Source organism: Streptomyces montanus (genome assembly GCF_005786655.1).
Lineage (GTDB): Bacteria > Actinomycetota > Actinomycetes > Streptomycetales > Streptomycetaceae > Streptomyces > Streptomyces sporangiiformans.
On record NZ_VBZC01000003.1, the window covers coordinates 109,688 to 134,889 of the forward strand.

Here is a 25,202-nt window from a genome sequence, read left to right on the forward strand (position 1 = left end):
CCAGGTGACTACACCGGCCTCCCCGGACTGATCACACCGGCCCCGCCACCACCGACACCGTCTTGGGCAGCGAGACGCCCGAGCCGTCGCGGCGCGGGTCCATCTCCGGCAGCTCGGCCGGCGTGCCGTTCTTCTGCGCGGCGCGTGCCGGAACCGGACCGGCCCAGGCCAGGCTCAGGCAGTCCTCGCCCTTCAGGAACCGCTGACAGCGCACGCCGCCCGTGGCGCGGCCCTTGCGCGGGTACTGGTCGAAGGGCGTCAGCTTGGCGGTCGTCTGGACCGAGTCGTCGAGCGTGCCGCGCGAGCCCGCCACCGTGAAGACGACGGCCTCCACGGCCGGGTCGACGACGGTGAAGGAGATCACCTTGGCCCCTTCGGTGAGCTTGATGCCCGTCATACCGCCCGCGGGCCGGCCCTGCGGGCGGACCAGGGAAGCCTGGTAGCGCAGCAGTTGGGCGTCGTCGGTGATGAAGACGAGGTCCTCCTCGCCCGTGCGCAGCTCGGCCGCGCCGACGATCCGGTCGCCCTCCTTGAGCGTGATGACCTCCAGCTCCTCCCTGTTGGAGGGGTAGTCGGGCACCACACGCTTGACGACACCCTGCTGTGTGCCGAGTGCGAGGCCCGGCGACGACTCGTCGAGGGTCGTCAGACAGACCACCTTCTCGTCGCCCTCCAGGGTGAGGAACTCCGAGATCGGCGCGCCCCCGGAGAGGTTGGGCGCCGTGGCCGTCTCTGGCAGCTGGGGGAGGTCGATGACATTGATCCGCAGCAGTCGTCCTGTCGACGTGACCGCGCCCACCTCGCCCTGGGCCGTCGCCGGAACGGCGGAGACGATCAGATCGTGCTTGACGCGCTTGCCGTCGCTCTCCCCGAAGGGGTCACCGTTCGCCGTACGCGCGAGAAGTTCTGTCGACGACAGCAGCACCCGGCACGGGTCGTCGGCCACCTGCAGCGGCACCACCGTGGCGGCCGCACCGGAGGACTCCAGCAGCACCGTGCGCCGTGGAGTGCCGAACTTCTTGGCCACCGCGGCCAGTTCGCCCGACACCAGCTTGCGCAGCTCCGCGTCCGAATCCAGGATGGCGGTCAGCTCGTCGATCTCGCGATGGAGCCGGTCACGCTCCGACTCCAGCTCGATGCGGTCGAACTTGGTGAGACGGCGCAGCGGGGTGTCCAGGATGTACTGCGTCTGGATCTCGCTCAGCGAGAAGCGCTCCATCAGGCGCTCCTTGGCCTGCGCGGAGTTCTCGCTGGAGCGGATGAGGCGGATGACCTCGTCGATGTCCAGGAGGGCGACCAGCAGACCCTCGACCAGATGCAGCCGGTCGCGCTTCTTGCCGCGGCGGAACTCGCTGCGGCGGCGTACCACCTCGAAGCGGTGGTCGAGGTAGACCTCCAGGAGCTCCTTGAAGCCGAGGGTGAGCGGCTGGCCGTCCACCAGCGCGACGTTGTTGATGCCGAAGGACTCCTCCATCGGCGTCAGCTTGTAGAGCTGCTCCAGGACGGCCTCCGGCACGAAGCCGTTCTTGATCTCGATGACCAGACGCAGGCCGTGCGCGCGGTCCGTGAGGTCCTTGACGTCGGCGATGCCCAGCAGCTTCTTGGCGCCGACCAGGTCCTTGATCTTGGCGATCACCTTCTCCGGGCCCACGGTGAAGGGCAGCTCGGTGACGACGAGGCCCTTGCGGCGCGCCGTCACGTTCTCCACGGCGACCGTCGCGCGGATCTTGAAGCTGCCGCGGCCGGACTCATAGGCGTCCCTGATCCCGGAGAGGCCGACGATGCGGCCGCCGGTGGGCAGGTCGGGCCCCGGGACGTGCTTCATCAGCGTTTCGAGATCGGCTCCCGGGTGGCGGATCAGGTGGCGGGCGGCCGCGATGACCTCTCCGAGGTTGTGCGGCGGCATGTTCGTGGCCATGCCGACGGCGATGCCCTGCGCGCCGTTCACCAGCAGGTTCGGATACGCGGCCGGGAGGACGCCCGGCTCCCGCTCCTGGCCGTCGTAGTTCGGTGCGAAGTCGACCGTGTTCTCGTCGATCGACTCCGTCATCAACGACGTCGCGTCGGCCATCCGGCACTCGGTGTACCGCATGGCGGCCGGCGGGTCGTCATTGCCCAGCGAACCGAAGTTGCCGTGGCCGTCGACCAGGGGCAGGCGCATGGAGAAGGGCTGAGCCAGGCGCACGAGGGCGTCGTAGATCGACGCGTCGCCGTGCGGGTGGAGCTTACCCATGACCTCGCCGACGACGCGGGCACACTTCACATAGCCGCGCTCGGGGCGCAGCCCCATCTCGTTCATCTGATAGACGATGCGGCGGTGCACGGGCTTCAGGCCGTCGCGGGCGTCCGGCAGGGCCCTGGAATAGATGACCGAGTACGCGTACTCGAGGAAGGAGCCCTGCATCTCGTCGACGACGTCGATGTCGAGGATCCGCTCCTCGAAGTCGTCGGGCGGCGGGGTCTTCGTGCTGCGGCGGGCCATCGCTGCTGCGACTCCTTCACAGTGTCTGCCGGGGCAAGAACGGGATCTGACGCCCTCCATTGTGGACCGCGCCACTGACAACGCGGACCACGACCCATCTGTTGGAGCCCCCGGGGGCCCAGGTCCGCTCGCTCTCGGCGTACCCGCTCCGGGAACTTCGCCAGCTGTCGGTGCGCTTGCATACAGTGGCATGACTAGCAGGAATTCGGCAGTTTTCCGCGATCGAAGGGATGTACATGCCCATGGGTCACACGGCCACCATCGAGGCCGGCTCCGGCGGGCTGACAGCGACCGAGCACCGCCTGGCCAACGGTCTGCGCGTGGTGCTCTCCGAGGACCACCTGACCCCGGTCGCGGCGGTGTGCCTCTGGTACGACGTCGGCTCGCGCCACGAGGTCAAGGGTCGTACCGGACTTGCCCACCTCTTCGAGCACCTGATGTTCCAGGGCTCGGGCCAGGTGAAGGGCAACGGCCACTTCGAGCTCGTGCAGGGCGCGGGCGGTTCGCTCAACGGCACGACCAGCTTCGAGCGCACCAACTACTTCGAGACCATGCCCGCCCACCAGCTGGAGCTCGCCCTCTGGCTGGAGGCCGACCGCATGGGCTCGCTGCTCGCCGCGCTCGACGAGGAGTCGATGGAGAACCAGCGGGACGTCGTCAAGAACGAGCGCCGCCAGCGCTACGACAACGTCCCCTACGGCACCGCTTTCGAGAAGCTGACCGCTCTCGCGTACCCGGAGGGCCACCCGTACCACCACACCCCGATCGGGTCGATGGCCGACCTGGACGCGGCGACCCTGGAGGACGCGCGCGCGTTCTTCCGCACCTACTACGCGCCGAACAACGCGGTCCTGTCGATCGTCGGCGACATCGACCCGGAGGCGACGCTCGCCTGGGTGGAGAAGTACTTCGGCTCCATCCCCGGGCACGACGGCAAGCCCGCTCCGCGCGACGGGGCCCTGCCGGACACCATCGGTGAGCAGCTGCGCGAAGTCGTCGAGGAGGAGGTCCCGGCGCGCGCCCTGATGGCCGCCTACCGGCTGCCCGAGGACGGCACGCGCGCGAGTGACGCGGCCGACCTCGCTCTGACCGTCCTCGGCGGCGGCGAGTCGTCCCGCCTCTACAACCGGCTCGTACGCCGTGACCGCACCGCGGTCGCGGCCGGGTTCGGCCTGCTGCGCCTCGCCGGAGCGCCCTCCCTGGGATGGCTCGACGTGAAGACCTCCGGCGATGTCGAGGTCCCCGTCATCGAGGCCGCCGTCGACGAGGAGCTCGCCCGGTTCGCCGAGGAGGGCCCCACGGCCGAGGAAATGGAGCGCGCCCAGGCCCAGTTGGAGCGCGAGTGGCTGGACCGGCTCGGTACGGTCGCGGGCCGCGCCGACGAGCTGTGCCGGTACGCGGTGCTGTTCGGCGACCCGCAGCTCGCCCTGACCGCCGTCCAGCGCGTGCTCGACGTCACAGCCGAGGAGGTCCAGGAGGTCGCCAAGTCCCGCCTGCGCCCCGACAACCGCGCGGTGCTCGTGTACGAGCCGATCGCCACCGACGAGGACGACGAGGACGACGAGGAGACGGCCCAGTGACCGGAGTCACCGTGACCATGGACTTCCACCCCCAGCCGCAGGCGGGCGAACCCAAGCCCTGGGCTTTCCCCGCGCCCGAGCGCGGCTCGCTCGACAACGGCTTGACGGTGCTGCGCTGCCACCGCCCGGGCCAGCAGGTCGTGGCCGTCGAGGTCCTCCTGGACGCACCGCTGGAGGCCGAGCCGCAGGGCCTGGACGGCGTCGCCACGATCATGGCGCGCGCCTTCTCCGAGGGCACCGACAAGCACTCCGCCGAGGAGTTCGCCGCGGAGCTGGAGCGCTGCGGCGCCACGCTCGACGCGCATGCCGACCACCCGGGCGTACGCCTGAGCCTCGAAGTCCCCGTGTCAAGGCTCGCCAAGGCGCTCGGCCTGCTTGCCGACGCCCTGAGGGCACCCGCTTTCGAGGACAGCGAGGTCGAACGGCTCGTCCGCAACCGGCTCGACGAGATCCCGCACGAGACCGCCAACCCGGCCCGCCGGGCCGCCAAGGAGCTCTCCAAGCAGCTCTTCCCGGCGGCCTCGCGCATGTCGCGCCCGCGCCAGGGCAGCGAGGAGACGGTCGAGAACATCGACTCGGCGGCCGTGCGCGCCTTCTACGAGAAGCACGTACGCCCCGCCACGGCCACCGCGGTCGTCGTCGGCGACCTCACCGGCGTCGACCTCGGCGCGCTGCTCGGCGACACGCTCGGCGCCTGGACCGGCTCGTCGGCCGAGGCGCGTCCCGTGCCGCCGGTGACCGCCGACGACACCGGCCGCGTGATCATCGTCGACCGCCCCGGAGCGGTGCAGACGCAGCTGCTCATCGGCCGCGTCGGCGCCGACCGGCACGACCGTGTCTGGCCCGCCCAGGTGCTCGGCACGTACTGCCTCGGCGGCACCCTCACCTCGCGCCTGGACCGCGTCCTGCGCGAGGAGAAGGGATACACCTACGGGGTGCGGGCCTTCGGCCAGGTGCTGCGCTCCGCACCGGACGGCACCGGTGCCGCGATGCTCGCCATCAGCGGCTCCGTGGACACCCCGAACACGGGACCGGCGCTCGACGACCTCTGGAAGGTGCTGCGCACGCTCGCGGCCGAGGGTCTGACGGACCCCGAGCGCGACGTCGCCGTACAGAACCTGGTGGGTGTGGCGCCCCTCAAGTACGAGACCGCGGCCGCCGTCGCGGGCACGCTCGCCGATCAGGTCGAGCAGCATCTGCCCGACGACTACCAGGCGACGCTGTACCAGCAACTCGCCGCCACGGGCACCGTGGAGGCCACCGCGGCCGCCGTGAGCGCCTTCCCGATGGACCGTCTGGTGACCGTCCTCGTGGGGGACGCCGCGACGATCGAGGAGCCCGTCAAGGCGCTCGGAATCGGTGAAGTGAGCGTTGTCACGGCCGAGTAGTGCCGGCCGGCACGGTGGGGCCCTGGAGACCGATGAGGCTCCAGGGCCCCTGCCTGTCGGACCTGCCGGACAGTTTGTCCGTATTGGCAGGGTGGTTGCCTGTCTGCCCTGTGGCATGCGCTACAAATCCCGTGTTCCGTTTGTTGGTTGCACGACGGCCCGCTTAGCGTCAGTCCGGCTGTTCGTCAGGCAGTGCGTCGCATCCGCGGCACCGGACAGTCATCGCCGAGTCCCCGTACGGCGCGAGCCAGGGGAGCCGGGGACCCATCGCAGTCCCTGGGGTGAATCGGGCGCCCTCCTGGAGGGGGCTCGTAGGAGACCTTCCTGCTCCGAACCCGTCAGCTAACCCGGTAGGCGAGAGGGAAGGAAAGGACCAGCCACTTCATGGCGTTCACGCGCGCCACCGGGAAGCACCGTCGTCCGAGCCGCACGAAGCGCACGTCCACGAAGACCGTGGGGGTCGCGGCGCTCGCCACCACCGGTGTCATCGGCACCCTGGCCGCCCCGGCGCTCGCCGCCGAGGAGCCCTCGGCCGAGCAGACCGGGCTTACCCAGGCCATCACCATCCGCGACTCGGTCGCCGAGCAGCTCGACGCCCAGGCCGCCGCTCAGGAGCAGGCGGCCGTGGAGGCCGAGGCTCTCAAGAAGGCCGCCCAGGAGGCCGCCAGGAAGCGGGCCGCGGAGCAGGCCAAGGAGAAGGCCGAGAAGGAACGTGAGGCCAAGGAGCGCGCGGCCCGCGAGGCCGAGCGCAAGCTCCTCAGCTCCTACAAGGCGCCGATCAGCGGTTCGTACGTCTCCACCGGCTACCAGAGCGGCGGCTCCCTCTGGTCCTCCGGCAGCCACACCGGCATCGACTTCCACGCCGCCAGCGGCACGGCGGTGCACGCCGTGGGCTCCGGCAGCGTCGTCGAGGCCGGTTGGGAGGGCTCGTACGGCAACCAGGTCGTCATCAAGATGAACGACGGCACGTACACCCAGTACGCCCACCTGTCGTCCATCTCCGTCTCCGTCGGCCAGAAGGTCACTCCGGGCCAGCAGATCGCCCTCTCCGGGGCCACCGGCAACGTCACGGGGGCGCACCTCCACTTCGAGGCGCGTACGTCCGCGGAGTACGGCTCGGACATCGACCCCCTCGCCTACCTCCGCTCGCACGGTGTGAACGTCTGACGACCATCGCATCGCTCTCGAAGGCCCCGGCTCACCGAGCCGGGGCTTTCCTGCGTATGACGGGATGACTGCCCGTTCCAAGTCCCGGTGTGTCCAAAAAATACCCACGGATTCCGGTCCGCCGTCGGAATTTCCGGCTTTCTGCAATAGAGTCACCGGGCAAGCGTCGATCGACCGCGTTTTCGCGGGGATTAAGGCGGAGGTCGGGTCATGCGTATTCCCGCGCACTCGGTATGCACGGCGATCCGTGACGACATCGTCGCGGGTGTCTACGAGCGCGGCAGCCGGCTCACCGAAGAACTGCTCGCGCGTCGCTACGGCGTCTCGCGCGTCCCCGTGCGTGAGGCGCTGCGCACTCTGGAGGCCGAGGGCTTCGTCGTCACCCGTCGGCACGCGGGCGCGTGCGTCGCGGAACCCACCGAGGAGGAGGCCGCCGACCTCCTGGAGATGCGCATGCTCCTGGAGCCGTTGGGTGCCGCACGCGCCGCCCAGCGCCGTACCGAGGCACACCTCAAGGTGCTGCGCGGCCTGGTCAGGCTGGGCCAGGAGCGGGCCAGGCGAGGGCACAGCGAGGATCTGCGCTCCCTGGGCGGCTGGTTCCACGAGACGCTCGCGCAGGCCTCGGGCAGCCCCGCGCTGACCTCGATGCTCACCCAGCTGCGGCACAAGATCGCGTGGATGTACGCGGTCGAGGCGTCGGCCCATCCCGCCGAGTCCTGGGCGGAGCACGGCGGCATCGTGGACGCCGTCGCGCGCGGCGACAGCGAGCGGGCCCGGTCGATCACGGCGCTGCACACCGAGCGGGCGGCGACCACGCACCGGCTGCGCTTTCCCGGCCGCGGTGATCGCGTGGAGCGTGTGAGGACTTCGCAACATCCCGTAAACGTGACGGGCCTGCGGCATTAACACGAGCACCGTATACAAAGAGGAGTAATTCGCGGGGGGATTATTTTTGCTGCCCGCAATCAGGAAATGCAAAGGGCCCGCCTGATATTCCAGGCGAGCCCTTTGGCGTGTGCGCGAGTGATTCTTTTGGAAAGGCCGGCTTGCGCTCAGACCGTTTCGGGAAGCTCCTCGAGGCCCTCGGCGACCAGCTTCGCGAGGCGGTCGAGCGCGGCGTCCGCGCCCTCGGCGTCGGAGGCCAGGACGATCTCCTCGCCGCCCTGGGCGCCCAGGCCCAGTACCGCAAGCATGGAAGCGGCGTTGACGGGGTTGCCGCCTTCCTTGGCGATCGTCACGGGGACGCCGGCGGCCGTGGCCGCACGGACGAAGATGGAGGCGGGGCGGGCGTGGAGGCCCTCGGCCCAGCCGACGTTGACGCGGCGCTCAGCCATGTGATGCTGCCCTTCAGGTGTTCACAGTTGTCTAGACCATTGTTCCATACGTGAAGCCGCCTCCGGAATGGGCGTGGAGTCCCGAACCCGGGCCGGACGTCGGGCCCGAGCCTGCCCCGCGCTCCTGTCGGAGGCGAGCCGTACTCTGGGGCCCATGCAGACCTCGTCGGACCGGCACGAGTACCCCGCCCACTGGGAGGCCGACGTCGTGCTGCGTGACGGCGGCACCGCGCGCATCCGGCCGATCACGGCCGAGGACGCCGACCGCCTGGTCAGCTTCTACGAGCAGGTGTCCGACGAGTCGAAGTACTACCGCTTCTTCGCGCCGTACCCGCGCCTGTCCGCCAAGGACGTCCACCGCTTCACGCACCACGACTTTGTGGACCGGGTGGGACTCGCGGCCACGGTCGGCGGCGAGTTCATCGCCACGGTACGCTACGACCGCATCAACGCCGAGGGGCTGCCCGCCTCCTCTCCCGCCGACGAGGCCGAGGTCGCCTTCCTCGTGCAGGACGCGCACCAGGGCCGTGGCGTGGCCTCGGCGCTCCTCGAGCACGTCGCCGCCGTGGCCCGCGAACGCGGCATCCGCCGGTTCGCCGCCGAGGTGCTGCCCGCCAACTCCAAGATGATCAAGGTGTTCACGGACGCCGGCTACCAGCAGAAGCGCAGCTTCGAAGACGGCGTCGTACGCCTGGAGTTCGACCTGGAGCCCACCGACCGCTCGCTGGCCGTGCAGCGCGCGCGGGAGCAGCGAGCCGAGGCCCGGTCCGTGGCGCGACTGCTCGCGCCGGGTTCGGTCGCCGTCATCGGCGCCGGCCGCACTCCAGGGGGCGTGGGCCGCAGCGTCCTCGAGAACCTTCGCGACGTCGGGTTCACCGGGCGTCTGTACGCGGTGAACAGCGCACTTCAGGAGAAGGAGCTCGCCGGCGTTCCGGCGCACCGCTCGATCCGCGACATCGCCGAGCCCGTCGACCTCGCTGTCGTCGCCGTCCCGGCCGAGCATGTCCCCCAGGCCGTCGCGGAGTGCGGTGAGCACGGCGTACAGGGACTCGTCGTGATCTCCGCGGGCTACGCCGAGAGCGGCCCCGAGGGCCGGGACCGCCAGCGCGAGCTCGTGCGCCAGGCGCGCACGTACGGCATGCGCATCATCGGTCCCAACGCGTTCGGAGTCATCAACACCTCCCCGGAGGTTCGGCTCAACGCCTCCCTCGCGCCCGAGATGCCGCGGCCCGGGCGGATCGGTCTGTTCGCGCAGTCCGGCGCCATCGGGATCGCGCTGCTGTCCCGGCTGTACCGGCGCGGCGGCGGCGTCACGGGCGTGACCGGAGTGTCCACGTTCGTCTCCTCGGGCAATCGCGCGGACGTGTCCGGCAACGACGTACTGCAGTACTGGTACGACGACCCCGACACCGATGTCGCGCTCATGTACCTCGAGTCCATCGGGAACCCGCGGAAGTTCACGCGTCTCGCGCGGCGTACCGCAGCGGCCAAGCCGCTCGTCGTCGTGCAAGGGGCGCGGCACAGCGGCGCCACACCCCCCGGGCACGCCGTACGCGCCACGCGGCTTCCCTACGCGACCGTCTCCGAGCTGCTGCGGCAGGCCGGGGTCATCCGGGTGGACACGATCACCGAGCTGGTCGACGCGGGACTCCTGCTGGCACGCCAGCCTCTCCCCGCCGGGCCTCGCGTGGCGATCCTCGGGAACTCCGAGTCGCTGGGACTGCTCACGTACGACGCGTGTCTGGCCGAGGGCCTGCGGCCGCTGCCGCCCATGGACCTGACCACGGCGGCGTCCACGCAGGACTTCCACGCCGCGCTCTCGCACGCGCTGGCCGACGACGCCTGTGACGCCGTCGTGGTCACCGCAATCCCGGCGGTGGGGGAGAGGTCCCCGGCCGACGCGCCCCTGGCCGAGGCACTCCGCTCGGCCGCGGCGGCATCCCCGGCGAAGCCGGTGCTCGTGGTCCACGTCGAACTCGGCGGGCTCGCCGAGGCGCTCTCCGCGGCCACCAGTACGGCGCCCCAGGCCACCGAGCCCCAGGTGCCCCCTGTGGCGGAACGCCCCGCGGTGCGCACCCCTGTCGAGGAGTCCCGCCCCATCCCCGCCTATCCCGCCGCCGAGCGTGCCGTCCGGGCCCTGGCCGAAGCGGTCAACTACAGCCAGTGGCGCCGCGAGGCGGCCGAGCCCGGCCGGGTCCCCGAGTACGAGGACATCGACGAGAAGGGCGCCGCCGAGCAGATCGCCGGACTCCTCGGCAACGGATCCCTGGGAGGGCTCACCCTCGGCCCCGACGACACCCACGCGCTGCTCGGGCGGTACGGCATCGACGTACGCCGCGCCCTGCCCGCGCCTACGCCCGACGACGCCGTCGCGGCGGCGGACCACCTCGGTTATCCCGTGGCGCTCAAGACCACCGCCCCGCACCTGCGACACCGCGCCGACCTGGGCGGCGTACGGCTGGATCTGGCGAACGAGGAGCAACTGCGGCGGGCGTACGCCGAGTTGACCAGCCTCTTCGGGACGCCCGCGGTGCTGCGTCCGGTGGTGCAGCCGATGGCGCCGCGCGGGGTGGACACCGTCGTCCGCGCGGTCATAGACCCGGCGGTGGGAGCGGTGCTCTCGTTCGGGCTCGCCGGGGCCGCGTCGGAGCTGCTCGGGGATACCGCGCACCGACTGATTCCGGTCACTGACCGGGAGGCGGCCTCGCTGGTCCGGTCGATCCGGACCGCGCCGCTCCTCTTCGGCTGGCGTGGCTCGGCACCGGTCGACACGGAAGCACTGGAAGAACTGCTGCTGCGCCTGTCGCGCCTCGTCGACGACCACCCGGAGGTCGTCTCCGTGGCCCTGGAGCCCGTGGTCGTCGCCCCGCGCGGTCTGACCGCGCTCGGCGCCTCAGTGCGGCTCGCGCCCCCGCCCGCCCGCGACGACCTCGGCCCGCGCACACTTCCTGTGTACTGAGCGGTGCCTCGCAGTCAGTGCGCCCCCGTAGGATGGGCGTCATGGCCAAGACCAGTACGACGACGCAGGGGCTGCGAGCGGCGATCGAGCGCAGCGGCTACTACCCGGCCCTCGTGGCCGAGGCGGTGGAGGCCGCTGTGGGCGGCGAGGCCATCCAGTCGTATCTGGTCCATCAGGAGACGACCTTCGACGCCAACGAGGTGCGTCGCCATGTGACCGTGCTCGTCCTCACCGGCACCCGCTTCATCGTGAGCCACACCGACGAGCAGGCGGCGGACAGTACGTCGCCGACGCCGTACGCGACGACGTCCACCGAATCCGTGAAGCTCGGCCGGATCTCGTCGGTCGTACTCAGCAGGGTCGTCGCCAACCCGGAGAAGTACGTCCCGGGCACGCTGCCGCGCGAGGTCGTGCTGACCATCGGCTGGGGCGCGGTCTCCCGCCTCGACCTGGAGCCGGCGGCCTGTGGCGACCCCAACTGCGAGGCGGACCACGGGTACACGGGCAGCGCGACGGCGGACGACCTCAGCCTGCGCGTCAGTGAGGCCGGGGACGGCCCGGACGCCGTACGGCAGACGCTCGCCTTCGCACAGTCGCTCTCCGAGGCGACCGCGGATGTCACGCACTGATGTCCCACCCGTCTCCGCCGGCCCATGACGGAGGGCGCTCCGTGCCCGCCCCTGCCTCTCCCTTCTGGGACCATCCGGAACCGCTCGCCGTCGGCTCCGCGCCCGTGCCCGAGTACGGCGTCGGCTCGCTGGCCGATCTCCTGCCCACCCTCGCGGCAGGCATGGACGTGCCCGGGACGACCGCCCTCATCCCGGAGCTGGCCACCGCCGACCGGAACTGCGTGTTTCTGATCGACGGGCTGGGCTGGGAGCAGCTGAAGGCGCACCCGGACGAGGCCCCGTTCCTGACCTCGCTGCTGGCGTCGTCACGCGGCGGCACGGGCCGTCCGATCACCGTGGGTTACCCGGCGACCACCGCGACCTCGCTCGCCTCCGTGGGCACCGGCCTGCCGCCGGGCGCGCACGGGCTGCCGGGCTACACCGTGCGGAACCCGGAGACGGACGAGCTGATGAACCAGTTGCGCTGGCAGCCGTGGACCGCGCCGCGCGTATGGCAGCCGCACCCCACGATCTTCCAACTCGCCGACCAGGCGGGCGTGCACACGGCGCAGGTCTCGTCACCGGCCTTCCAGAACACGCCCCTCACTCAGATCGCGCTGAGCGGCGGCACGTTCCACGGGCGCCTCTCCGGCGAGGAGCGCATGGATCTCGCGGCCGAGCAACTGGCCGCCGGTGACCGCTCGTTGGTATACACCTACTACGCCGAGGTGGACGGCAAGGGCCACCGCTTCGGCGTCGACTCGGACCCCTGGCGCGGACAACTCATGTACGTGGACCGCCTGGTCCAGCGTCTGGCGGAGCAACTGCCGCCCCGCACCGCTCTGTACGTCACCGCCGACCATGGCATGATCGACATCCCCTTCGACGAGGAACACCGCATCGACTTCGACGCGGACTGGGAGCTGCGCGCCGGCGTCAACCTGCTCGGCGGCGAAGGCCGCGCCCGGCATGTGTACGCGGTCCCGGGGGCCGAGTCGGACGTCCTGACCTGCTGGCGCGAGGTGCTCGGCGAGCAGTTCTGGGTGGCGTCCCGGGACGAGGCGATCGCGGCGGGCTGGTTCGGTCGGCCCGATCAGGTCGACGAGCGGGTGTACGCCCGTATCGGCGACGTGATCGCGGCGGCTCGCGACGACGTGCTGATCATCGCCTCCGAGCGGGAGCCGAAGGAGTCGGCGATGGTCGGCAACCACGGCTCGCTGACCCCCGTGGAGCAACTGGTCCCGCTGCTCGAGGTACGTTCCTGATCACTGCCCCTGACGCCTCTGAAACGCCTCTTACGCCTCTCACCGGCCCTCATCGCCTCCACCGCCGCTGTACGTCCCGGCTGCCGAAAGGTGCTCAACTCCCCATGCCCGAGCTGGTGTTCTTCTCAGGAACCATGGACTGCGGGAAGTCCACCGATTTGCTGGGGCTTTCGCCATGTGTTGCCGGTGTTGTGGGCGGGGTTGTGTCGTCTGTTGCTGTTGTTCGTCTTGGCGGTGTGTGCCGTCTTCGTTCGATCCGGAAGGTCTCGCGGTCCTGATGTCCGAATTGGTGTTCTTCTCCGGGACGATGGACTGTGGGAAGTCAACTTTGGCGCTGCAAATTGGCCACAACCGGTCGGCCAGAGGGCTCCAGGGTGTGATCTTCACGCGGGACGACCGCGCGGGGGAGGGGAAGTTGTCGTCTCGGCTGGGGTTGGTGACCGAGGCGGTGGAGGCGGGCCCGGGTAGGGATCTGTATGGCTATGTGGTGGAGCAGTTGTCGCGGGGCGGCAAGGTCGACTACGTGATCGTGGACGAGGCGCAGTTCCTCGCGCCGGAGCAGGTCGACCAGCTGGCCCGCATCGTCGACGACCTGAATCTGGACGTGTTCGCGTTCGGTATCACCACCGACTTCCGCACCCGGCTTTTCCCTGGCTCGCAGCGGCTGATTGAGCTGGCCGACCGGCTGGCGACGCTGCAGGTCGAGGCGATGTGCTGGTGCGGTGCCCGGGCAACGCACAATGCGCGGACGGTAGGCGGGGAGATGGTCATCGAGGGCGAGCAGGTCGTTGTCGGAGACGTGCACCGGCCGGCGGAGGACGTGGGGTACGAGGTGCTGTGTCGGCGCCACCACCGTAAGCGGATGACCAGTGCCGCGGCTCGGGCAGCGGCACTGTCTCCCGACGTGCTGCCGGTTGGGGCAGAGGTGGATGAAGGGGCTGCTTGAAGGGCTCGAACGGTAGGGGCACGCGCCGGGACGGATGCTTCGTGGTCGCAGGTTCGAGCCCCCGGCGGGGGATGTGGGACATGGGAACACGGAAAGCCGCTGGTCGGGGGCCCCGCACTTGTCCGCCGGGCGGAGGGGGAGGACTTCTTCCTCACCCTGATCTGCGAGGGGTCCGGGACCGTGCGGCAGGACGACCGGTCGGGCGCGATGGGACCGGGCGACTTCACACTGGTCGACAGCGTCAGGCCGTGCGCCTTCCGATTCGAGGAGCGCTTCCGCTCGGTGGTCTTGCAGATACCGCGCGGGATGCTCACCTCCCGGTGCGCGGCGGCCGAACGGATCACAGCCGTGCCGTTCCGGGCCACGGGCGGCCCGGGCGCGTTCGTCAGCGCCGTCCTGCGCGCGCTCTCCGAAGAGGGCCGCGCTCTCGACGAAGGGCTGGCCCGCTCGGTTACGGCGAACGTCCTGGACCTTCTCGCCACTGTGTGCGACGCCCATGGAAACAGCGTCGACGCAGCGGGGTCGGCCGTCCACCGCCGCGACCTGAGTCGGGCCAAGGAGTACCTGGACGAACGGCTGCACGATCCCGGGCTCACTCTGCTCGCCGTCGGCCACGCCCTCGGTTTCTCCCTGCGCTATCTCCACCAGCTCTTCCAGGAAGCGGGAACCACGCCCCGGACCTGGCTCTACGACCGGCGACTCGACCGGGCCCGCACCATGCTGCTGAGGCGGCCGGGCCATGACGCCCGACGATCGCCGACATCGCCCTCGCGTCGGCTTCAAGGACCCGTCACACTTCTCCCGGGCGTTCAAGGCACGGTACGGCACCAGCCCCACCAACTGCCGTACTTCGCCCGGAAGTTGACGCCGGCCCCGAGAACGAGGGCTCAGAGGCCGGCCGGGGCGGTGGCGACCGCGACGCGATCACCAAGCTGCACGAGCCGGCGATCGCGATGATCAGCAGAGGCCCGGGGACGTGCCCGTCACCCAGTGCTCCCGTTCGGGAGACAGTGCGCTCACTGTTGCGCGACGCGAGATCAGCGTCCATCATCAGGAATCCTGTCATTTTAAACTTGTAGCGCTAGGCGGATCGGACCATGCCCATCAGTCCCAGAATCCAGGCCAGAGGGATCCAGCTGCTGCTCGGCGGCATGATGGCCCGCGTGCACAAGGACCTGCGTTTCACCGACGTCCCGAAACGCACCGAATCCCTCCGGGTGGAGACCGGTGCCGGACCGGTGACCTGCACCGTCTACCGCCCGCCGGCCACCGGCACCCCCGCCCCCGCGTACGTCAACTTCCACGGTGGCGGCTTCGTCGTCGGCCGCCCCGAGCAGGACGACCACATCTGCCGCTACATAGCTGCCACGGCCGGCTGTGTCGTGATCAACGTGGACTACGCCGTCGCCCCGCAGCGGCCGTACCCCGCACCCGTCACCCAGGCATACGACGTCACCGCGTGGGTCGCCGAGAACGGCCCCGCCAACAACTGGGACGGTTCGCGACTCGCCGTGGGCGGACACAGCGCCGGGGCCAACCTCACCGCCGCGGTCTGTCGCACGGCCCGAGACCGCGGCACCTTCTCGCCCCGGCTCCAAATCATCGACTCCGCACCGCTCGACCAGCTCTCCGACCCCGCCACCAAGCTTTCCCCCATCGCCAAGCCGCTGCTCAGCCCCCACCTCATGCGTGTCTTCACCGCCGCCTACGTCCCGGATCCTGCCGACCGCGCCCATCCCCTCGTCTCTCCCGGTCTGGCCGACGACCTTGCCGGGCTCCCGCCCGCCCTGGTCATCACCGCGGAGAACGACCGCCTGCGGGACGAGGGCGACGCCTACGCCAAGGCCCTGGACGCCGCAGGCGTCCCAGTCACCCACCGCGTCTTCGAGGGCGTCGACCACTACTTCACACATACCGGCCCGGTGCCGGCCGGCAAGGAGGCCATCGAACTGATGGCCAACGCCCTGCGCACCGCACTCACCACCTGACGCTGCCGCCGCGCACGCGGGCCGGCCTCGTGGACCGTGCGGATGGGTCCTTGCGCGTGCGACCGCCACGGTCCGTCGAGGGCCGGGCGGCACGCCCGCTGGCGAAGTCGGCTCACGCGACCTCTTCGACCCGAAGCAACTCGGATCAGGGTCTGAACTGGGGTGAGTCTGGTTGAATTGCCGTGACGGTTACTGGTGCGGATGTGGTGCGACCCCCGCCCACTGTCCAGACAACAAAGAACCCCCGGGTCATTGACCTGGGGGTTTCGCATGGAGCGGGTGACGAGAAGCGAACTCGCGCTCTCAGCTTGGGAAGCTTAGACGTCGTTTCAGTTGGTGCGTCGGCGGTAGCTGATGAGAGCTGCTGCTATGCCAACGAAGGCCAGGAAGTGCTCGGCCTTGCGTTCGTAGCGGCGGTGCAGGCGTCGGCATCCGGCGAGCCAGGACACCGTCCTCTCAACGACCCAACGGTGTCGGCCGAGCCGCTGTGAGGACTCGATGCCCTTGCGGGCGATGCGGTGACGGATGCCGCGCTTGCGCAGCCATCGGCGCAGGTGGTCGTAGTCGTAGCCCTTGTCGGCATGGAGCTTGGCAGGGCGCCGACGGCGCGGGCCGCGCCGTGAGCGGATGGGCGGGATACCGCGCGCGAGCGGTTCGAGGCCCTGGCTGTCGTGCATGTTGGCGCCGGAGACGCCCAGCGACAAGGGCAGTCCGTTCCGGTCCGTGATCAGGTGGATTTTCGATCCCGGTTTGCCACGGTCGGTCGGATTCGGTCCGGTCAGTGGCCCCCTTTTGCCGCCCGCACACTGACGGCGTCGATCGCGCACCGCGACCAGTCCAGCTCACCTCTGGCACCGAGTTCGTCGAGGATGACCCGGTGCAGCCTGGCCCAGACCCTCGCCCGGCTCCACTGGGCGAAACGCCGATAGACGGTGGGCCAAGCCGGCCCGAACACCGGCGCCAACTGCCGCCACGTGCAGCCCTAGGAAGCCACGAAGATGATCGCCGCCAGCGTCTCCCGGTCACCGGCCCGCCGACGACATCCGCCTTGCCGCGAAGATGTCTTATCTCAGGCCATCCCAGGGCAGTGGACTCGTGAGCGGGACTGCTGGACTTCATCGTCACGCCGGAACCGCGAGTGCGACCCGCTCTTCCTGCCCTTGCCATGTGACCCAAAGGTGCGTCGGCATGCGCGGGCTTCCCGTCCGATAGATCAAGAACTCGCGCGCCTCTCCAGGAGCGAGTTCCACGTTGCTGATCCCGGCTCGGAAGTTGAACGCTCGATCTTGGGTGCTGATGCCCGGGGCATCGTGAATCGTCACTCCCGTTGCCACGGCTCCACCAACGTTGCGAAGACGCAAGCGACTGCCGCCTCCCGTGCGCTCGACTCGCAACTCCACCTGTGGCTCTGCCGCTCGTTGCCGCTCTTCAGCTTCCTGCCGCTGAAGAGCGAGTGAGCCCTCCGCCGCGCTTGCTGACCGCTCGGCAGCATCCGACGAACGTCGTGCCTCCCGTGCAGACACCTGCGATGCCTGAGCTGACTGCTCCGATGCCCGAGCAGAACGGACGCCGAGCCGGTAGCTGATGATCACCGAAACGATCGATACCGCCAGAGCTGCCCACCCAGGCAGGTCGCCTATCTCCATGGCTGGGGACGATACGACGCGATTGGCTGTTTCAGGCCAGAGACTGAGTGCCTCCACGAGCACGTTGCAGTCATTCCGGCGGCCTCATGACCAAGCACTGACGCGGTGCATTGAGCGGCGAGAACACGCAGCGCGCGCCTCAGTAAGCGTCCGTTGACCTGCTGTGAAGCGCCTCAAGATCAACACGTCATTACAACGTGATCACTGTCATGGAGCTGCATCCGACGGCAACTGGCGGCGCATACGCGAAGACCCCGACCACAGCGTTTCCGCTGATGACGGGGTCTTTAGGCACCTCATACAGGGTGCCCCCGGCGGGGGACACGGAGCGTGGGAACGGGAAAAGCCGCATGTCAACGGGGCTGTGCTGACCATTCATGCGGTCGTTCCGCTCATGCGGTCGTTCCGCTCATGCGGTCGTTCCGCTGAAGCGATAGACCGGCAAGCCGCACTTTCGGCTTTCGGGTGCCGGTCAGCTTCGGTCCAGTCCCGGTCGGCCGCCGGGGCTGGACCATGGCGCCTCCGTGAGTCACGCAACACTGGCCCATGTCATGTCAGTCCGCGGATGGGCCCGTCGCCGTACAGCGCATTGATGTCGATCAGAAGGACGTCGGCGCGGCGTTGGGCGGCGTCGATGACATCGGGATGGAAGCCGTGCAGGGAGAACAGAGCGAGGGCCGCGTCATTGGGCCGGTGCCCCTGGTCGGCGAGGAGGCCCCGGATGTGTTCGAGGCGCTCGAGGTCCTTGAGCCCGCGGGGCTGGACGGTGGCCTTCGCCTCACCGATCAGGGTGATGGCGGCCCTAGGGCTTTGCGGGCGCTCTCCGGGAGCCATGGCGAGCAGGTCGACCTCGTGCTTGGTCCGGGCGGTCGGGTCGGCGATCTCCGCTGTGCCCACCGCGCCGAGCGACAGTCCCGTCTCGTCGACGGCGAAGGAGCGGGCCCACTCGCGCGCGGTCTCCTCGAAGTGCGGGCCGAGGATCTTCGAGTGGTACGTCGGCCGGGACGACTGCCACACCTGGGCTCCGCGCCGACGTTCGACGAGTTCCACCATGGGCAGGGTGATCAGCTGGTTGAAGCGGATCACCGGGTCCGCCACGCTGATGACCGGGTGCCGTGCCTTGAGCAGGTCCTGCTCCTTGCGGACGTAGCCGGTGGACTCCAGCACCTCCAGCGGGGCGACCATGGCGGAGCGGGACCGCTCCAGCGTCGAGCCGACCTTCGCCGGCGTCGAGGCGCCCAGGGCCACCGCGGACAACACGTCGTAGTACAGCGTGCGGTGGGTGATCCGCGGATCCTCGCGCAGGAGGTACTCCGCCTCCACGCGCGAGTACAGGGCCCGCCCCGGGTCCAGCAGGGTGCGTTCCACCCAGGGAGCGAACTCCGCCTCGCTCTGCGGCGCCGGCCCAGCGGCAAGCGGCCGGTAGCCGGGTGCGCCGCCCAGCACGGCGTCGACCTGCAGCGCCACCGCCGGGTTCTCGATCCCCCAGTGGGTGCGGGCGGTGCGGTAGTCGAAGGCCGGCAGGCGCAGGTCCAGCACGGCCCGGCCGCGCAGCGGCTTGGTGCCGGACAGCAGCTCCGACATCACGCTCATGGCCGAGCCGCACAGCACGATGCGACCGCCGGGCGCCTTGCCGGACTGCGACTGGTCGTACAGCAGTTGCAGGAACCCGGGGATCTCCGGGGAGTGCTGGAGCAGGTACGGCAGCTCGTCGATGACGATCAGCGGCGCCCCCGGCGCCCGGTTCACCACCTCCAGCGCGGCGGTGAGCACATCCCGCCAGTCGTCCAACCGCATCGCCCCGGGCCGCACTCCCGCGTGCGCGGCGATCGCCTCGGTGAATCGGTGCAGCGAGGGCACCCGGCCTTCCTCCTGCACGGCGGTCAGATACAGCCCGCCCACTGCTTCTGTGAGTGCCTCCAGCAGGAACGACTTCCCGTTCCGCCGACGCCCCGAAACGATGGCCAGCCGCAGCTCGGGGGCTGGATCGGCGAGGAAGTCGTTGAGCAGTGCCCATTCATGATCACGGTCCAGCAGCCGCTCCGGTTTGCCCAGCCGTCCACCCATGGCTTCTCCGAATTCGTTCAGGCCAGCCCTAACCAGATCCGTATAGCTGAATCTTACCTATGTGCGGCCGTGAGCGTAACGTCGCGGATGGGTCACCCCTGCGGATTCTTCCCGCTGACGGTGCCGCCGCTCCGCGTGAGCTCCGGCCGGAGCAGGTGACAGACCCGGGACGAGGTGCGGTGGCGGCGGCAGTCCCACCGCATCCGGCAGGCCGGGCGCCCGACGGAGCTGGCGGCCTGCGAGAGCCAGAGCCTCGGGTGAGTCACCGTCCTCGAGGTGGCAGCCGAGGATCGTGAACTCCATGAGACCGGGGGAGGGGATTGTGACCGGCCGACGACCCCTGGCACCGGTCAAGTTGGAGGTCAAACCCACCGAAGTTGTCGGCTCGCACTCTCGGCCTCCCTAGGCTGGCGGGGTATCAACTGCACAACCACAGCAGGGCGGGTAAGAATCATGCGCGGCCTCACCGAGGCGAACCTCAAGACGCTGGCCGGTGCCCGTTCCTTCGAACGCGGCCTCGGGTATCTCGACGCGGTGTCCGAGGTCGAGGTCGGTGACGGCTGGGTCACCGCGAGCGTCCACGGCACCGAACGATATGAGGTGGAGCTGTCCCTGGACGGGCCCGGTGGGTTGTCCGGCGAGTGCGACTGCCCATACGGCCTGGAGGGCAACTTCTGCAAGCACCTGGTCGCTCTCGGCCTGACGGTGCTCGCCCAGCGGGAGAGCCTGCCGCGGCAGCGGAAGGCGGCCCGGGAGCGCGCGCAGGACCTCGACGGGTGGCTGTCCGCCCTCTCCAAGGACGAGTTGCTCGCCCTGCTGAGGGAACAGATCGACGAGGACCGGCAGTTGCGGCACCGCCTGGAGCTGCGGGCCGCGAGCGCTCGCGGGGACCTCGCCGCGGTCCGGTCCCGTATCCGTGATCTGCTCGACATCGGCCCCTTCGCGCAATACGGGTATGTCGAGTACGCCGATGCCCGCGCCTACGCCGACCAGGCCGGGCAGGCGGTGTCCGCGATCAGCGCGCTGACCGGCTCGGGCCGGGCCGCCGACGCGATCACCCTGGCGCGGGAGGCGATGCGGCTGCTGGCCGAGGCGGTGGAGAGTGTCGACGACTCAGACGGCTGGCTCGGGCAGATCGGTGCAGACCTCGCCGACGCCCACCTCGACGCGTGCCGTGCGGCACGCCCCGATCCCGTGGAGCTCGCGCGCTGGCTGGTCGGCCATGCGCTCGGCGACATCGACGATGGCCTGACCGACATCGATCCGCTCGATTACGAGGATGTCCTCGGCGAAGAAGGAATGGCCGTCCTGCGGAAGTCGGCAGTCGAGGCCTGGCGGAAACCATCGCGGCTGGGCGGAGAAATACCTGATGGAACGTCTGGCCAAAGCGGGAGGCGATGTAGACGCGGTGATCGCCGTGCACGCGGCCGACCTCGCACCGAACGGCCACACGCACCTGGTCATCGCCCAAGAGCTGGATGCCGCCCGGCGCCCCGATGAAGCCCTGGACTGGGCAGAACGCGGCATCCGCGACGCCCGGGAACTCTCCGCCAGCCACAGCCCTATGCCGAGCCGGTCGACCGCGGGGCGTTCGCGGACGGGCCCGGCGTAGCGGGCGAGTGGTCGATCACGCTGTCCGAGCGTCTCCGCCTGGTGGACGTTGCTGCAGTAGCCGAGGTGGACGGTGGAGCCGTCCGGGTGCCGGAAGCGCATGGCCCGCTCACGCACCCCCGCGCCGGATGGAATTGCCCTCGAAGGACGACGACTCGTCGGGCTCCGGTGCGTCGGGCTCGGGGTCGAGTTCGAGGCGACCGCTCTGCCCGAAGAAGGCGACCGGGTTGTCCCACAGGACGCGCTCCACCGCGGCCTTGTCGAACCCGGCGGCGAGCATCGCGTCGCCGGTCCTTCGTGTCTTCAGGGGGTCCGAACGACCCCAGTCGGCGGCCGAGTTGACGAGGACGCGTTCGGTGCCGTGCTCCTTGAGGACCTCGACCATGCGGTCCTCGCTCATCTTGGTCCGGGGGTAGATTGAGAACCCGGCCCAGCAGCCGCTCTGGAGGACGATGCCGACGGTGAGCTCGTTGAGGTGGTCGAGGACGACGAGGGCGGGGTCGATGCCCGACTCCTTGACGACGTCGAGGGTGCGGCGGGTGCCGGCGGCCTTGTCGCGGTGCGGGGTGTGCACGAGAGCGGGCAGGCCGTGGTGGATCGCGAGGCGCAGCTGGCGGGCGAGCGCGTCGTCCTCCTCGGGGGTCATCGAGTCGTAGCCGATCTCACCGACGGCGACGACCCGGTCCTTGGCGAGATAGCGGGGCAGCTCGTCCAGCACCGGTACGCAGCGCGGATCGTTGGCCTCCTTGGGGTTGAGGGCGATGGTGCAGAAGTGCTGGATGCCGTGCTGAGCGGCGCGGTACGGCTCCCAGCCGAGCAGGGCGTCGAAGTAGTCGTAGAAGCTCTCGGGCGAGGTGCGGGGCTGGCCCAGCCAGAAGGCCGGTTCGACGAGGGCCCGCACCCCGGCGGCGTACATCGCCTCATAGTCGTCGGTGGTGCGCGAGGTCATGTGGATGTGGGGATCGAAGATACGCATGGTCAGGCAACTCCATCGAGTCCATCGGTTCCATACAGGGCGGCGGCGTTGGCCGAGGCGAGGGAACGGACGATCGGCAGGATGTCCTCGGGCACGGCGCGCCCGGCCACGATGCGCTCACGTGCGAAGTCGGCGAGCATCCGGGCGAGTTCGACATCGGCCCGGTCGCCGAGTCCGGCGACTCGGTCGAGCGGGATCTCGCAGAAGACGCACTTGAGGACGGCCTGCCGGTACACGGCGTCCGGGAGGTGCGCGGCGGCGTACGGGCCGAGGGCGGCCTCGATCAGGGTGTTGTCGTTGCCGCGCAGGGCCTGGCGGAGGAGGGGCAGGGCGAGGTCGCCGAGGTCTCCGGCGCCGTCGGGGCCGCCAGGGTCGAGCAGGGGCAGGGCGCACAGCACGGCGCGCTGTTCCGCTGGGTCGCCGTGGCAGTGGAGGTGGGTCAGTTCGTCGGCGAGGGCCGGCCCGCGCAGGGGAAGGGCGGTGAGCAGGACGGCGCGGGCGGCCTCGTCGACGGTCCGGTGACCGGTGAGGGGGGTGTGCCCGCAGCGTCTTCGGGCGGCGGGGAACAGGGCGCGTATCGCGGTGGGCCGGGCGGCGATCCGGGCGGTGGCCTCGTTGAGCCAGGCGCGGCCCTGCGGGGTGAGAGCGGCGGCAAGCGCCGGGCGGGGGTCCGCCGGCGCTGAGGGGTTCGGGGTCGTGACAGCCATGGGGGTCGACCTCCTGGGGAGGGTCGGGTCACTGGAGGGGGTGGCCGCCGGGGCCGGGGCGACGACGGCTCGGCCGGGACACGGCCGGCGGGCGTGGTCGGTCCGCCGCGGCGCGCAGGAACTCGAGGGAGCGGCGGGCCACGTCGGGCGCGTCGAGGGAGCCGCCCTGGATCTCGACGGAGACCAGTCCGCGGTGTCCGAGATCGCGGAGCGCGGCCAGGACGGGCGGGAAGTCGATCTCACCTGCGCCGAATTCGAGGTGCTGGTGGACGCCCCGCCGCATGTCCTCGATCTGGACGTTGCGCAGCAGCGGGGCGGCCAGAGCCACGCAGTCCAGCACCGGATGCTCGTCGACGCAGTGGGCGTGCCCGATGTCCAGGGTGATTCCGAACAGTTCGTGGCCGTCGACCCGCCGGGCGAGCTCCAGGCAGCGTTCCACGGTGTCGACGAACATGTACGGCTCGGGCTCGAACGCGAGGGCCACCCCGCACAGTTCGGCGGTCTCCAGGACCGTGCGGACGCCGTCGGCGAGCCGCTTCCACGCGTCCTGCTCGGGCAGCCCGTCGGGTGCGGGGCCGCTGCACAGGTGGACGGTGGGCGACCCGAGGTCGGCCGCGATGCGGATGGCGCGCCGCAGCAGGTCGATCCGCTGCTCGGCGCCGCCCGACATCAGGGTGGGCCGGTGCTTGCCCCAGGGGTCGAGGAAGTAGGGGGCGCCGGTCTCGACGGTGACGTCCAGCCGGTGCCGGGCGAGCTGCCGCGCGAGCACGGCCACGCGCCGGGGCAGGTCGTCGGCGTAGGGGTCGAGGTGGCCGTGGTCCAGGGTGAGGGCCACGCCGTCGTAGCCGAGGTCGGCGAGGACGGTGAGGACGTCGGCGAGGCGGTGGTGGGTGAAGCCGTTGGTGCCGTAGCCGAACTTCAGGTGGGCGGGGGGTGCGTTCATACGGGCAGTTCCTCACACGGAGGCGGGGGTCTCAGGTCGGGGATATGCGCCGGGCCGGCGTCCCGCGGTGTGATTGCCGGCCATCGCGGCCGCGCCGGCCAGGGTGGACTTCAGCTTCAGGTCGTACGCCCAGACCAGTCCCGCCGGCGAAAGCGCTCCCAGCATTCGACAACGCCCACGATGGCGTTGGCGTAGTCGTTGAGGGGCAAGCGGCCGCTCCCGCTGCTCAACGACGTCGGCCTGGTCGCCGAGGAATATGTCCCCGCCGCCAACTCGGCAACTTCCCATAGGTGTTCACCCTCGTGCCCCTCATCCGGGTCGCCTACGAACTCGACCGGCACGCCCCCGCGCACCGGTGCGGTGTCCCGAGCCCCGGGGAGTGAACCTGCTGACGGGATTCCTGCGGCGGTGTTGGGCTCAGGCGGGTACAAGGATGTTCCACCCCTCCTTCTCCAGCCGCGCCTCAAGCAACCCGGCGGCCAACGGTGGGGCCGATATCTGGAGCTGGAGGCCGGAGGGCTCGGTGGACTGTACGACGCTGACGCTGGTTGTGTGGCGATCGAACTCCTCCACCACCGAGAGGAGCCGACGCAGATCGCCGGGGCGGTCGGCGACGGCAACGCTGACGGTCTCGGCGCGGGTTCCGCGGTTCGCGACCCTGCCGCGGACAGCACTGGCGCCCGTCTGTCCTCGGTACAGCAGGTCCTCGAGGCCGGAGAGAGCCCGTTGCCGCCCCTGCGGGTCGTCGAGGGCGAGATCGTGCAACGCGCTGAGTACGGAGTCCAGTTGCTTGGCCAGGCCGCCGAGCACCTCTGCCACGGCCGACGCGTTGGCGCGGAGGATCTCTGTCCACAACTGTGGATCGCCTCCCGCGATCCGGGTGATATCCCGCAGTCCCAGGCCGCCGAGCCGCACGGCCTCTCTCGGCGCCTCCTGGATGCACGCCGCCATCAAGGAGGACACCAGGTGGGGGGTGTGGGACACCAGGGCGATGGCGCGGTCGTGTTCGGCGCTGTCCATGACCACCGGAACGGCCTTGCACAGGGCGACGAGTTCCAGGACGCCGTTGAGGACCGACTGGCTGTTGTCGGGGCTCGGGGTGAGCACCCAGGTGCGGTCCTCGAAGAGCTCCCGCCGGGCGGCGAGCGGCCCGGCCCGCTCGCCGCCGGCCATGGGATGACCGCCCACGTAGTCGGCCGGCCTGTGGCCGCTGGGCAACCCCAGGCTCGCGGGGTCTTTGACACTGGCCACGTCCGTGTAGGCACGGGCCAGACCGCGTGCCCGCTGCTCGGCCAGAACCTCGCCGATCAGCTGGGGCGGCACCGCGAGCACCGCGATGTCCACCTGCTGGGACGGAGCACCGACCGTGCCCGCCCCCAGCGCGGCGGCGACGCGAGCGGAACGCTCGTCGGTGTCGATGAGGTGCACATCGACACCTCGGCTGGTGAGTGCCAGTCCGACGGAGGTGCCGATCAGCCCCGTACCCACTATGGCCGTCGTACGAATCATCGGGATCCTGCCTTCTTGAGCGGACT

The 25,202-nt window shown here is 70.2% G+C and carries 18 protein-coding genes, 4 pseudogenes and 1 riboswitch; of the genes and pseudogenes, 11 read left to right on the forward strand and 11 right to left on the reverse strand.

What is annotated here, in order from left to right; genetic code table 11:
• Window positions 1-31 precede the first annotated feature (31 nt).
• Complete coding sequence (locus FE633_RS03160; RefSeq protein ID WP_138043524.1) at window positions 32-2,482, reverse strand: DNA gyrase/topoisomerase IV subunit A; 2,451 nt, start codon at window positions 2,480-2,482, stop codon at window positions 32-34.
• Between the two features lie 236 nt (window positions 2,483-2,718).
• Between FE633_RS03160 and FE633_RS03165 the strand changes: the two genes are divergently transcribed.
• From FE633_RS03165 to FE633_RS03180, 4 genes are all read left to right on the forward strand, one after another.
• Window positions 2,719-4,062: a M16 family metallopeptidase gene (locus tag FE633_RS03165; protein WP_171059774.1), complete on the forward strand. Its 1,344-nt coding sequence runs from the start codon at window positions 2,719-2,721 to the stop codon at window positions 4,060-4,062.
• 17 nt (window positions 4,063-4,079) lie between these two features.
• Complete coding sequence (locus FE633_RS03170) at window positions 4,080-5,450, forward strand: M16 family metallopeptidase (RefSeq protein ID WP_138043653.1); 1,371 nt, start codon at window positions 4,080-4,082, stop codon at window positions 5,448-5,450.
• A gap of 213 nt (window positions 5,451-5,663) precedes the next feature.
• A riboswitch (cyclic di-AMP (ydaO/yuaA leader) is annotated at window positions 5,664-5,822 on the forward strand.
• Window positions 5,823-5,834: 12 nt separating this feature from the next.
• Window positions 5,835-6,617, forward strand: coding sequence for a M23 family metallopeptidase (locus tag FE633_RS03175; RefSeq protein ID WP_138043526.1), 783 nt, complete (start codon window positions 5,835-5,837; stop codon window positions 6,615-6,617).
• A gap of 210 nt (window positions 6,618-6,827) precedes the next feature.
• Entirely contained in the window at window positions 6,828-7,523 is a 696-nt protein-coding gene (locus tag FE633_RS03180; RefSeq protein ID WP_138043527.1) for a GntR family transcriptional regulator, read from the forward strand.
• Between the two features lie 146 nt (window positions 7,524-7,669).
• Here the strand turns inward: FE633_RS03180 and FE633_RS03185 are convergent, their stop codons facing one another.
• Window positions 7,670-7,951 carry an HPr family phosphocarrier protein gene (locus FE633_RS03185; protein WP_138043528.1) on the reverse strand — a complete coding sequence of 94 codons (282 nt, stop codon included), beginning with the start codon at window positions 7,949-7,951 and terminating at the stop codon, window positions 7,670-7,672.
• 154 nt (window positions 7,952-8,105) lie between these two features.
• Here FE633_RS03185 and FE633_RS03195 point away from each other — a divergent pair, with 154 nt between their 5' ends.
• The 6 genes and pseudogenes from FE633_RS03195 (at window position 8,106) to FE633_RS03225 (ending at window position 15,717) form a co-directional block, all read left to right on the forward strand.
• Entirely contained in the window at window positions 8,106-10,910 is a 2,805-nt protein-coding gene (locus FE633_RS03195; RefSeq protein ID WP_138043529.1) for a bifunctional acetate--CoA ligase family protein/GNAT family N-acetyltransferase, read from the forward strand.
• A 41-nt stretch (window positions 10,911-10,951) separates the two neighbouring features.
• Window positions 10,952-11,539: a DUF5998 family protein gene (locus FE633_RS03200; RefSeq protein WP_171059775.1), complete on the forward strand. Its 588-nt coding sequence runs from the start codon at window positions 10,952-10,954 to the stop codon at window positions 11,537-11,539.
• Entirely contained in the window at window positions 11,539-12,783 is a 1,245-nt protein-coding gene (locus tag FE633_RS03205) for an alkaline phosphatase family protein (protein ID WP_138043530.1), read from the forward strand. The genes FE633_RS03200 and FE633_RS03205 overlap by 1 nt, the downstream gene beginning before the upstream one ends.
• A gap of 277 nt (window positions 12,784-13,060) precedes the next feature.
• Window positions 13,061-13,729, forward strand: coding sequence for a thymidine kinase (locus FE633_RS03215; RefSeq protein WP_119102311.1), 669 nt, complete (start codon window positions 13,061-13,063; stop codon window positions 13,727-13,729).
• Between the two features lie 30 nt (window positions 13,730-13,759).
• Window positions 13,760-14,686, forward strand: a pseudogene (locus tag FE633_RS49675) (AraC family transcriptional regulator); the annotation flags it as partial.
• Between the two features lie 140 nt (window positions 14,687-14,826).
• The gene (locus FE633_RS03225) at window positions 14,827-15,717 is read left to right on the forward strand and encodes an alpha/beta hydrolase (protein WP_138043532.1); all 891 of its coding nucleotides are present in this window, start codon (window positions 14,827-14,829) and stop codon (window positions 15,715-15,717) included.
• Between the two features lie 329 nt (window positions 15,718-16,046).
• On the opposite strand, the pseudogene FE633_RS03230 reads toward FE633_RS03225, so the two are convergent.
• The 3 genes and pseudogenes from FE633_RS03230 to FE633_RS03240 all read right to left on the reverse strand — a co-directional run.
• Window positions 16,047-16,768: pseudogene (locus FE633_RS03230) on the reverse strand (IS5 family transposase); the annotation flags it as partial.
• 70 nt (window positions 16,769-16,838) lie between these two features.
• Complete coding sequence (locus FE633_RS03235; RefSeq protein WP_138043533.1) at window positions 16,839-17,363, reverse strand: hypothetical protein; 525 nt, start codon at window positions 17,361-17,363, stop codon at window positions 16,839-16,841.
• Between the two features lie 549 nt (window positions 17,364-17,912).
• Window positions 17,913-19,430 (reverse strand): AAA family ATPase, encoded by a 1,518-nt coding sequence (locus tag FE633_RS03240; protein WP_138043534.1) that lies wholly within the window; start codon window positions 19,428-19,430, stop codon window positions 17,913-17,915.
• Between the two features lie 453 nt (window positions 19,431-19,883).
• On the opposite strand from FE633_RS03240, the pseudogene FE633_RS03245 reads away from it, so the two are divergent.
• Window positions 19,884-20,982 (forward strand): annotated as a pseudogene (locus FE633_RS03245) (SWIM zinc finger family protein); the annotation flags it as partial.
• On the opposite strand, the pseudogene FE633_RS48035 reads toward FE633_RS03245, so the two are convergent.
• The 6 genes and pseudogenes from FE633_RS48035 to FE633_RS03270 all read right to left on the reverse strand — a co-directional run.
• A pseudogene (locus FE633_RS48035) lies at window positions 20,970-21,143 on the reverse strand (metabolite traffic protein EboE); the annotation flags it as partial. The pseudogenes FE633_RS03245 and FE633_RS48035 overlap by 13 nt on opposite strands.
• A gap of 7 nt (window positions 21,144-21,150) precedes the next feature.
• A complete protein-coding gene (locus tag FE633_RS03255; protein WP_138043535.1) occupies window positions 21,151-22,017 on the reverse strand; it encodes a TatD family hydrolase in 867 nt (288 codons plus the stop codon).
• A gap of 2 nt (window positions 22,018-22,019) precedes the next feature.
• Complete coding sequence (locus tag FE633_RS03260) at window positions 22,020-22,724, reverse strand: EboA domain-containing protein (RefSeq protein ID WP_138043536.1); 705 nt, start codon at window positions 22,722-22,724, stop codon at window positions 22,020-22,022.
• Between the two features lie 28 nt (window positions 22,725-22,752).
• Entirely contained in the window at window positions 22,753-23,667 is a 915-nt protein-coding gene (locus tag FE633_RS03265; protein WP_138043537.1) for a sugar phosphate isomerase/epimerase family protein, read from the reverse strand.
• 12 nt (window positions 23,668-23,679) lie between these two features.
• Window positions 23,680-23,832, reverse strand: coding sequence for a hypothetical protein (locus FE633_RS47000; protein ID WP_171059776.1), 153 nt, complete (start codon window positions 23,830-23,832; stop codon window positions 23,680-23,682).
• Window positions 23,833-24,084: 252 nt separating this feature from the next.
• On the reverse strand, window positions 24,085-25,176 hold the full coding sequence (locus FE633_RS03270; protein ID WP_138043538.1) for a prephenate dehydrogenase: 1,092 nt from the start codon (window positions 25,174-25,176) through the stop codon (window positions 24,085-24,087).
• Between the last annotated feature and the right edge of the window lie 26 nt (window positions 25,177-25,202).

Bases quoted from the DNA above. Each gene is read 5' to 3' on its own strand.
- FE633_RS03235 (WP_138043533.1), bottom strand. From the start codon at position 17,363: ATGGAGATAGGCGACCTGCCTGGGTGGGCAGCTCTGGCGGTATCGATC.
- FE633_RS47000 (WP_171059776.1), bottom strand. From the start codon at position 23,832: ATGCTGGGAGCGCTTTCGCCGGCGGGACTGGTCTGGGCGTACGACCTG.
- FE633_RS03185 (WP_138043528.1), bottom strand. From the start codon at position 7,951: ATGGCTGAGCGCCGCGTCAACGTCGGCTGGGCCGAGGGCCTCCACGCC.
- FE633_RS03165 (WP_171059774.1), top strand. From the start codon at position 2,719: ATGCCCATGGGTCACACGGCCACCATCGAGGCCGGCTCCGGCGGGCTG.
- FE633_RS03270 (WP_138043538.1), bottom strand. From the start codon at position 25,176: ATGATTCGTACGACGGCCATAGTGGGTACGGGGCTGATCGGCACCTCC.
- FE633_RS03240 (WP_138043534.1), bottom strand. From the start codon at position 19,430: ATGGGTGGACGGCTGGGCAAACCGGAGCGGCTGCTGGACCGTGATCAT.
- FE633_RS03205 (WP_138043530.1), top strand. From the start codon at position 11,539: ATGTCCCACCCGTCTCCGCCGGCCCATGACGGAGGGCGCTCCGTGCCC.
- FE633_RS03215 (WP_119102311.1), top strand. From the start codon at position 13,061: ATGTCCGAATTGGTGTTCTTCTCCGGGACGATGGACTGTGGGAAGTCA.
- FE633_RS03265 (WP_138043537.1), bottom strand. From the start codon at position 23,667: ATGAACGCACCCCCCGCCCACCTGAAGTTCGGCTACGGCACCAACGGC.
- FE633_RS03225 (WP_138043532.1), top strand. From the start codon at position 14,827: ATGCCCATCAGTCCCAGAATCCAGGCCAGAGGGATCCAGCTGCTGCTC.
- FE633_RS03180 (WP_138043527.1), top strand. From the start codon at position 6,828: ATGCGTATTCCCGCGCACTCGGTATGCACGGCGATCCGTGACGACATC.
- FE633_RS03255 (WP_138043535.1), bottom strand. From the start codon at position 22,017: ATGCGTATCTTCGATCCCCACATCCACATGACCTCGCGCACCACCGAC.
- FE633_RS03195 (WP_138043529.1), top strand. From the start codon at position 8,106: ATGCAGACCTCGTCGGACCGGCACGAGTACCCCGCCCACTGGGAGGCC.
- FE633_RS03200 (WP_171059775.1), top strand. From the start codon at position 10,952: ATGGCCAAGACCAGTACGACGACGCAGGGGCTGCGAGCGGCGATCGAG.
- FE633_RS03170 (WP_138043653.1), top strand. From the start codon at position 4,080: ATGGACTTCCACCCCCAGCCGCAGGCGGGCGAACCCAAGCCCTGGGCT.
- FE633_RS03175 (WP_138043526.1), top strand. From the start codon at position 5,835: ATGGCGTTCACGCGCGCCACCGGGAAGCACCGTCGTCCGAGCCGCACG.
- FE633_RS03160 (WP_138043524.1), bottom strand. From the start codon at position 2,482: ATGGCCCGCCGCAGCACGAAGACCCCGCCGCCCGACGACTTCGAGGAG.
- FE633_RS03260 (WP_138043536.1), bottom strand. From the start codon at position 22,724: ATGGCTGTCACGACCCCGAACCCCTCAGCGCCGGCGGACCCCCGCCCG.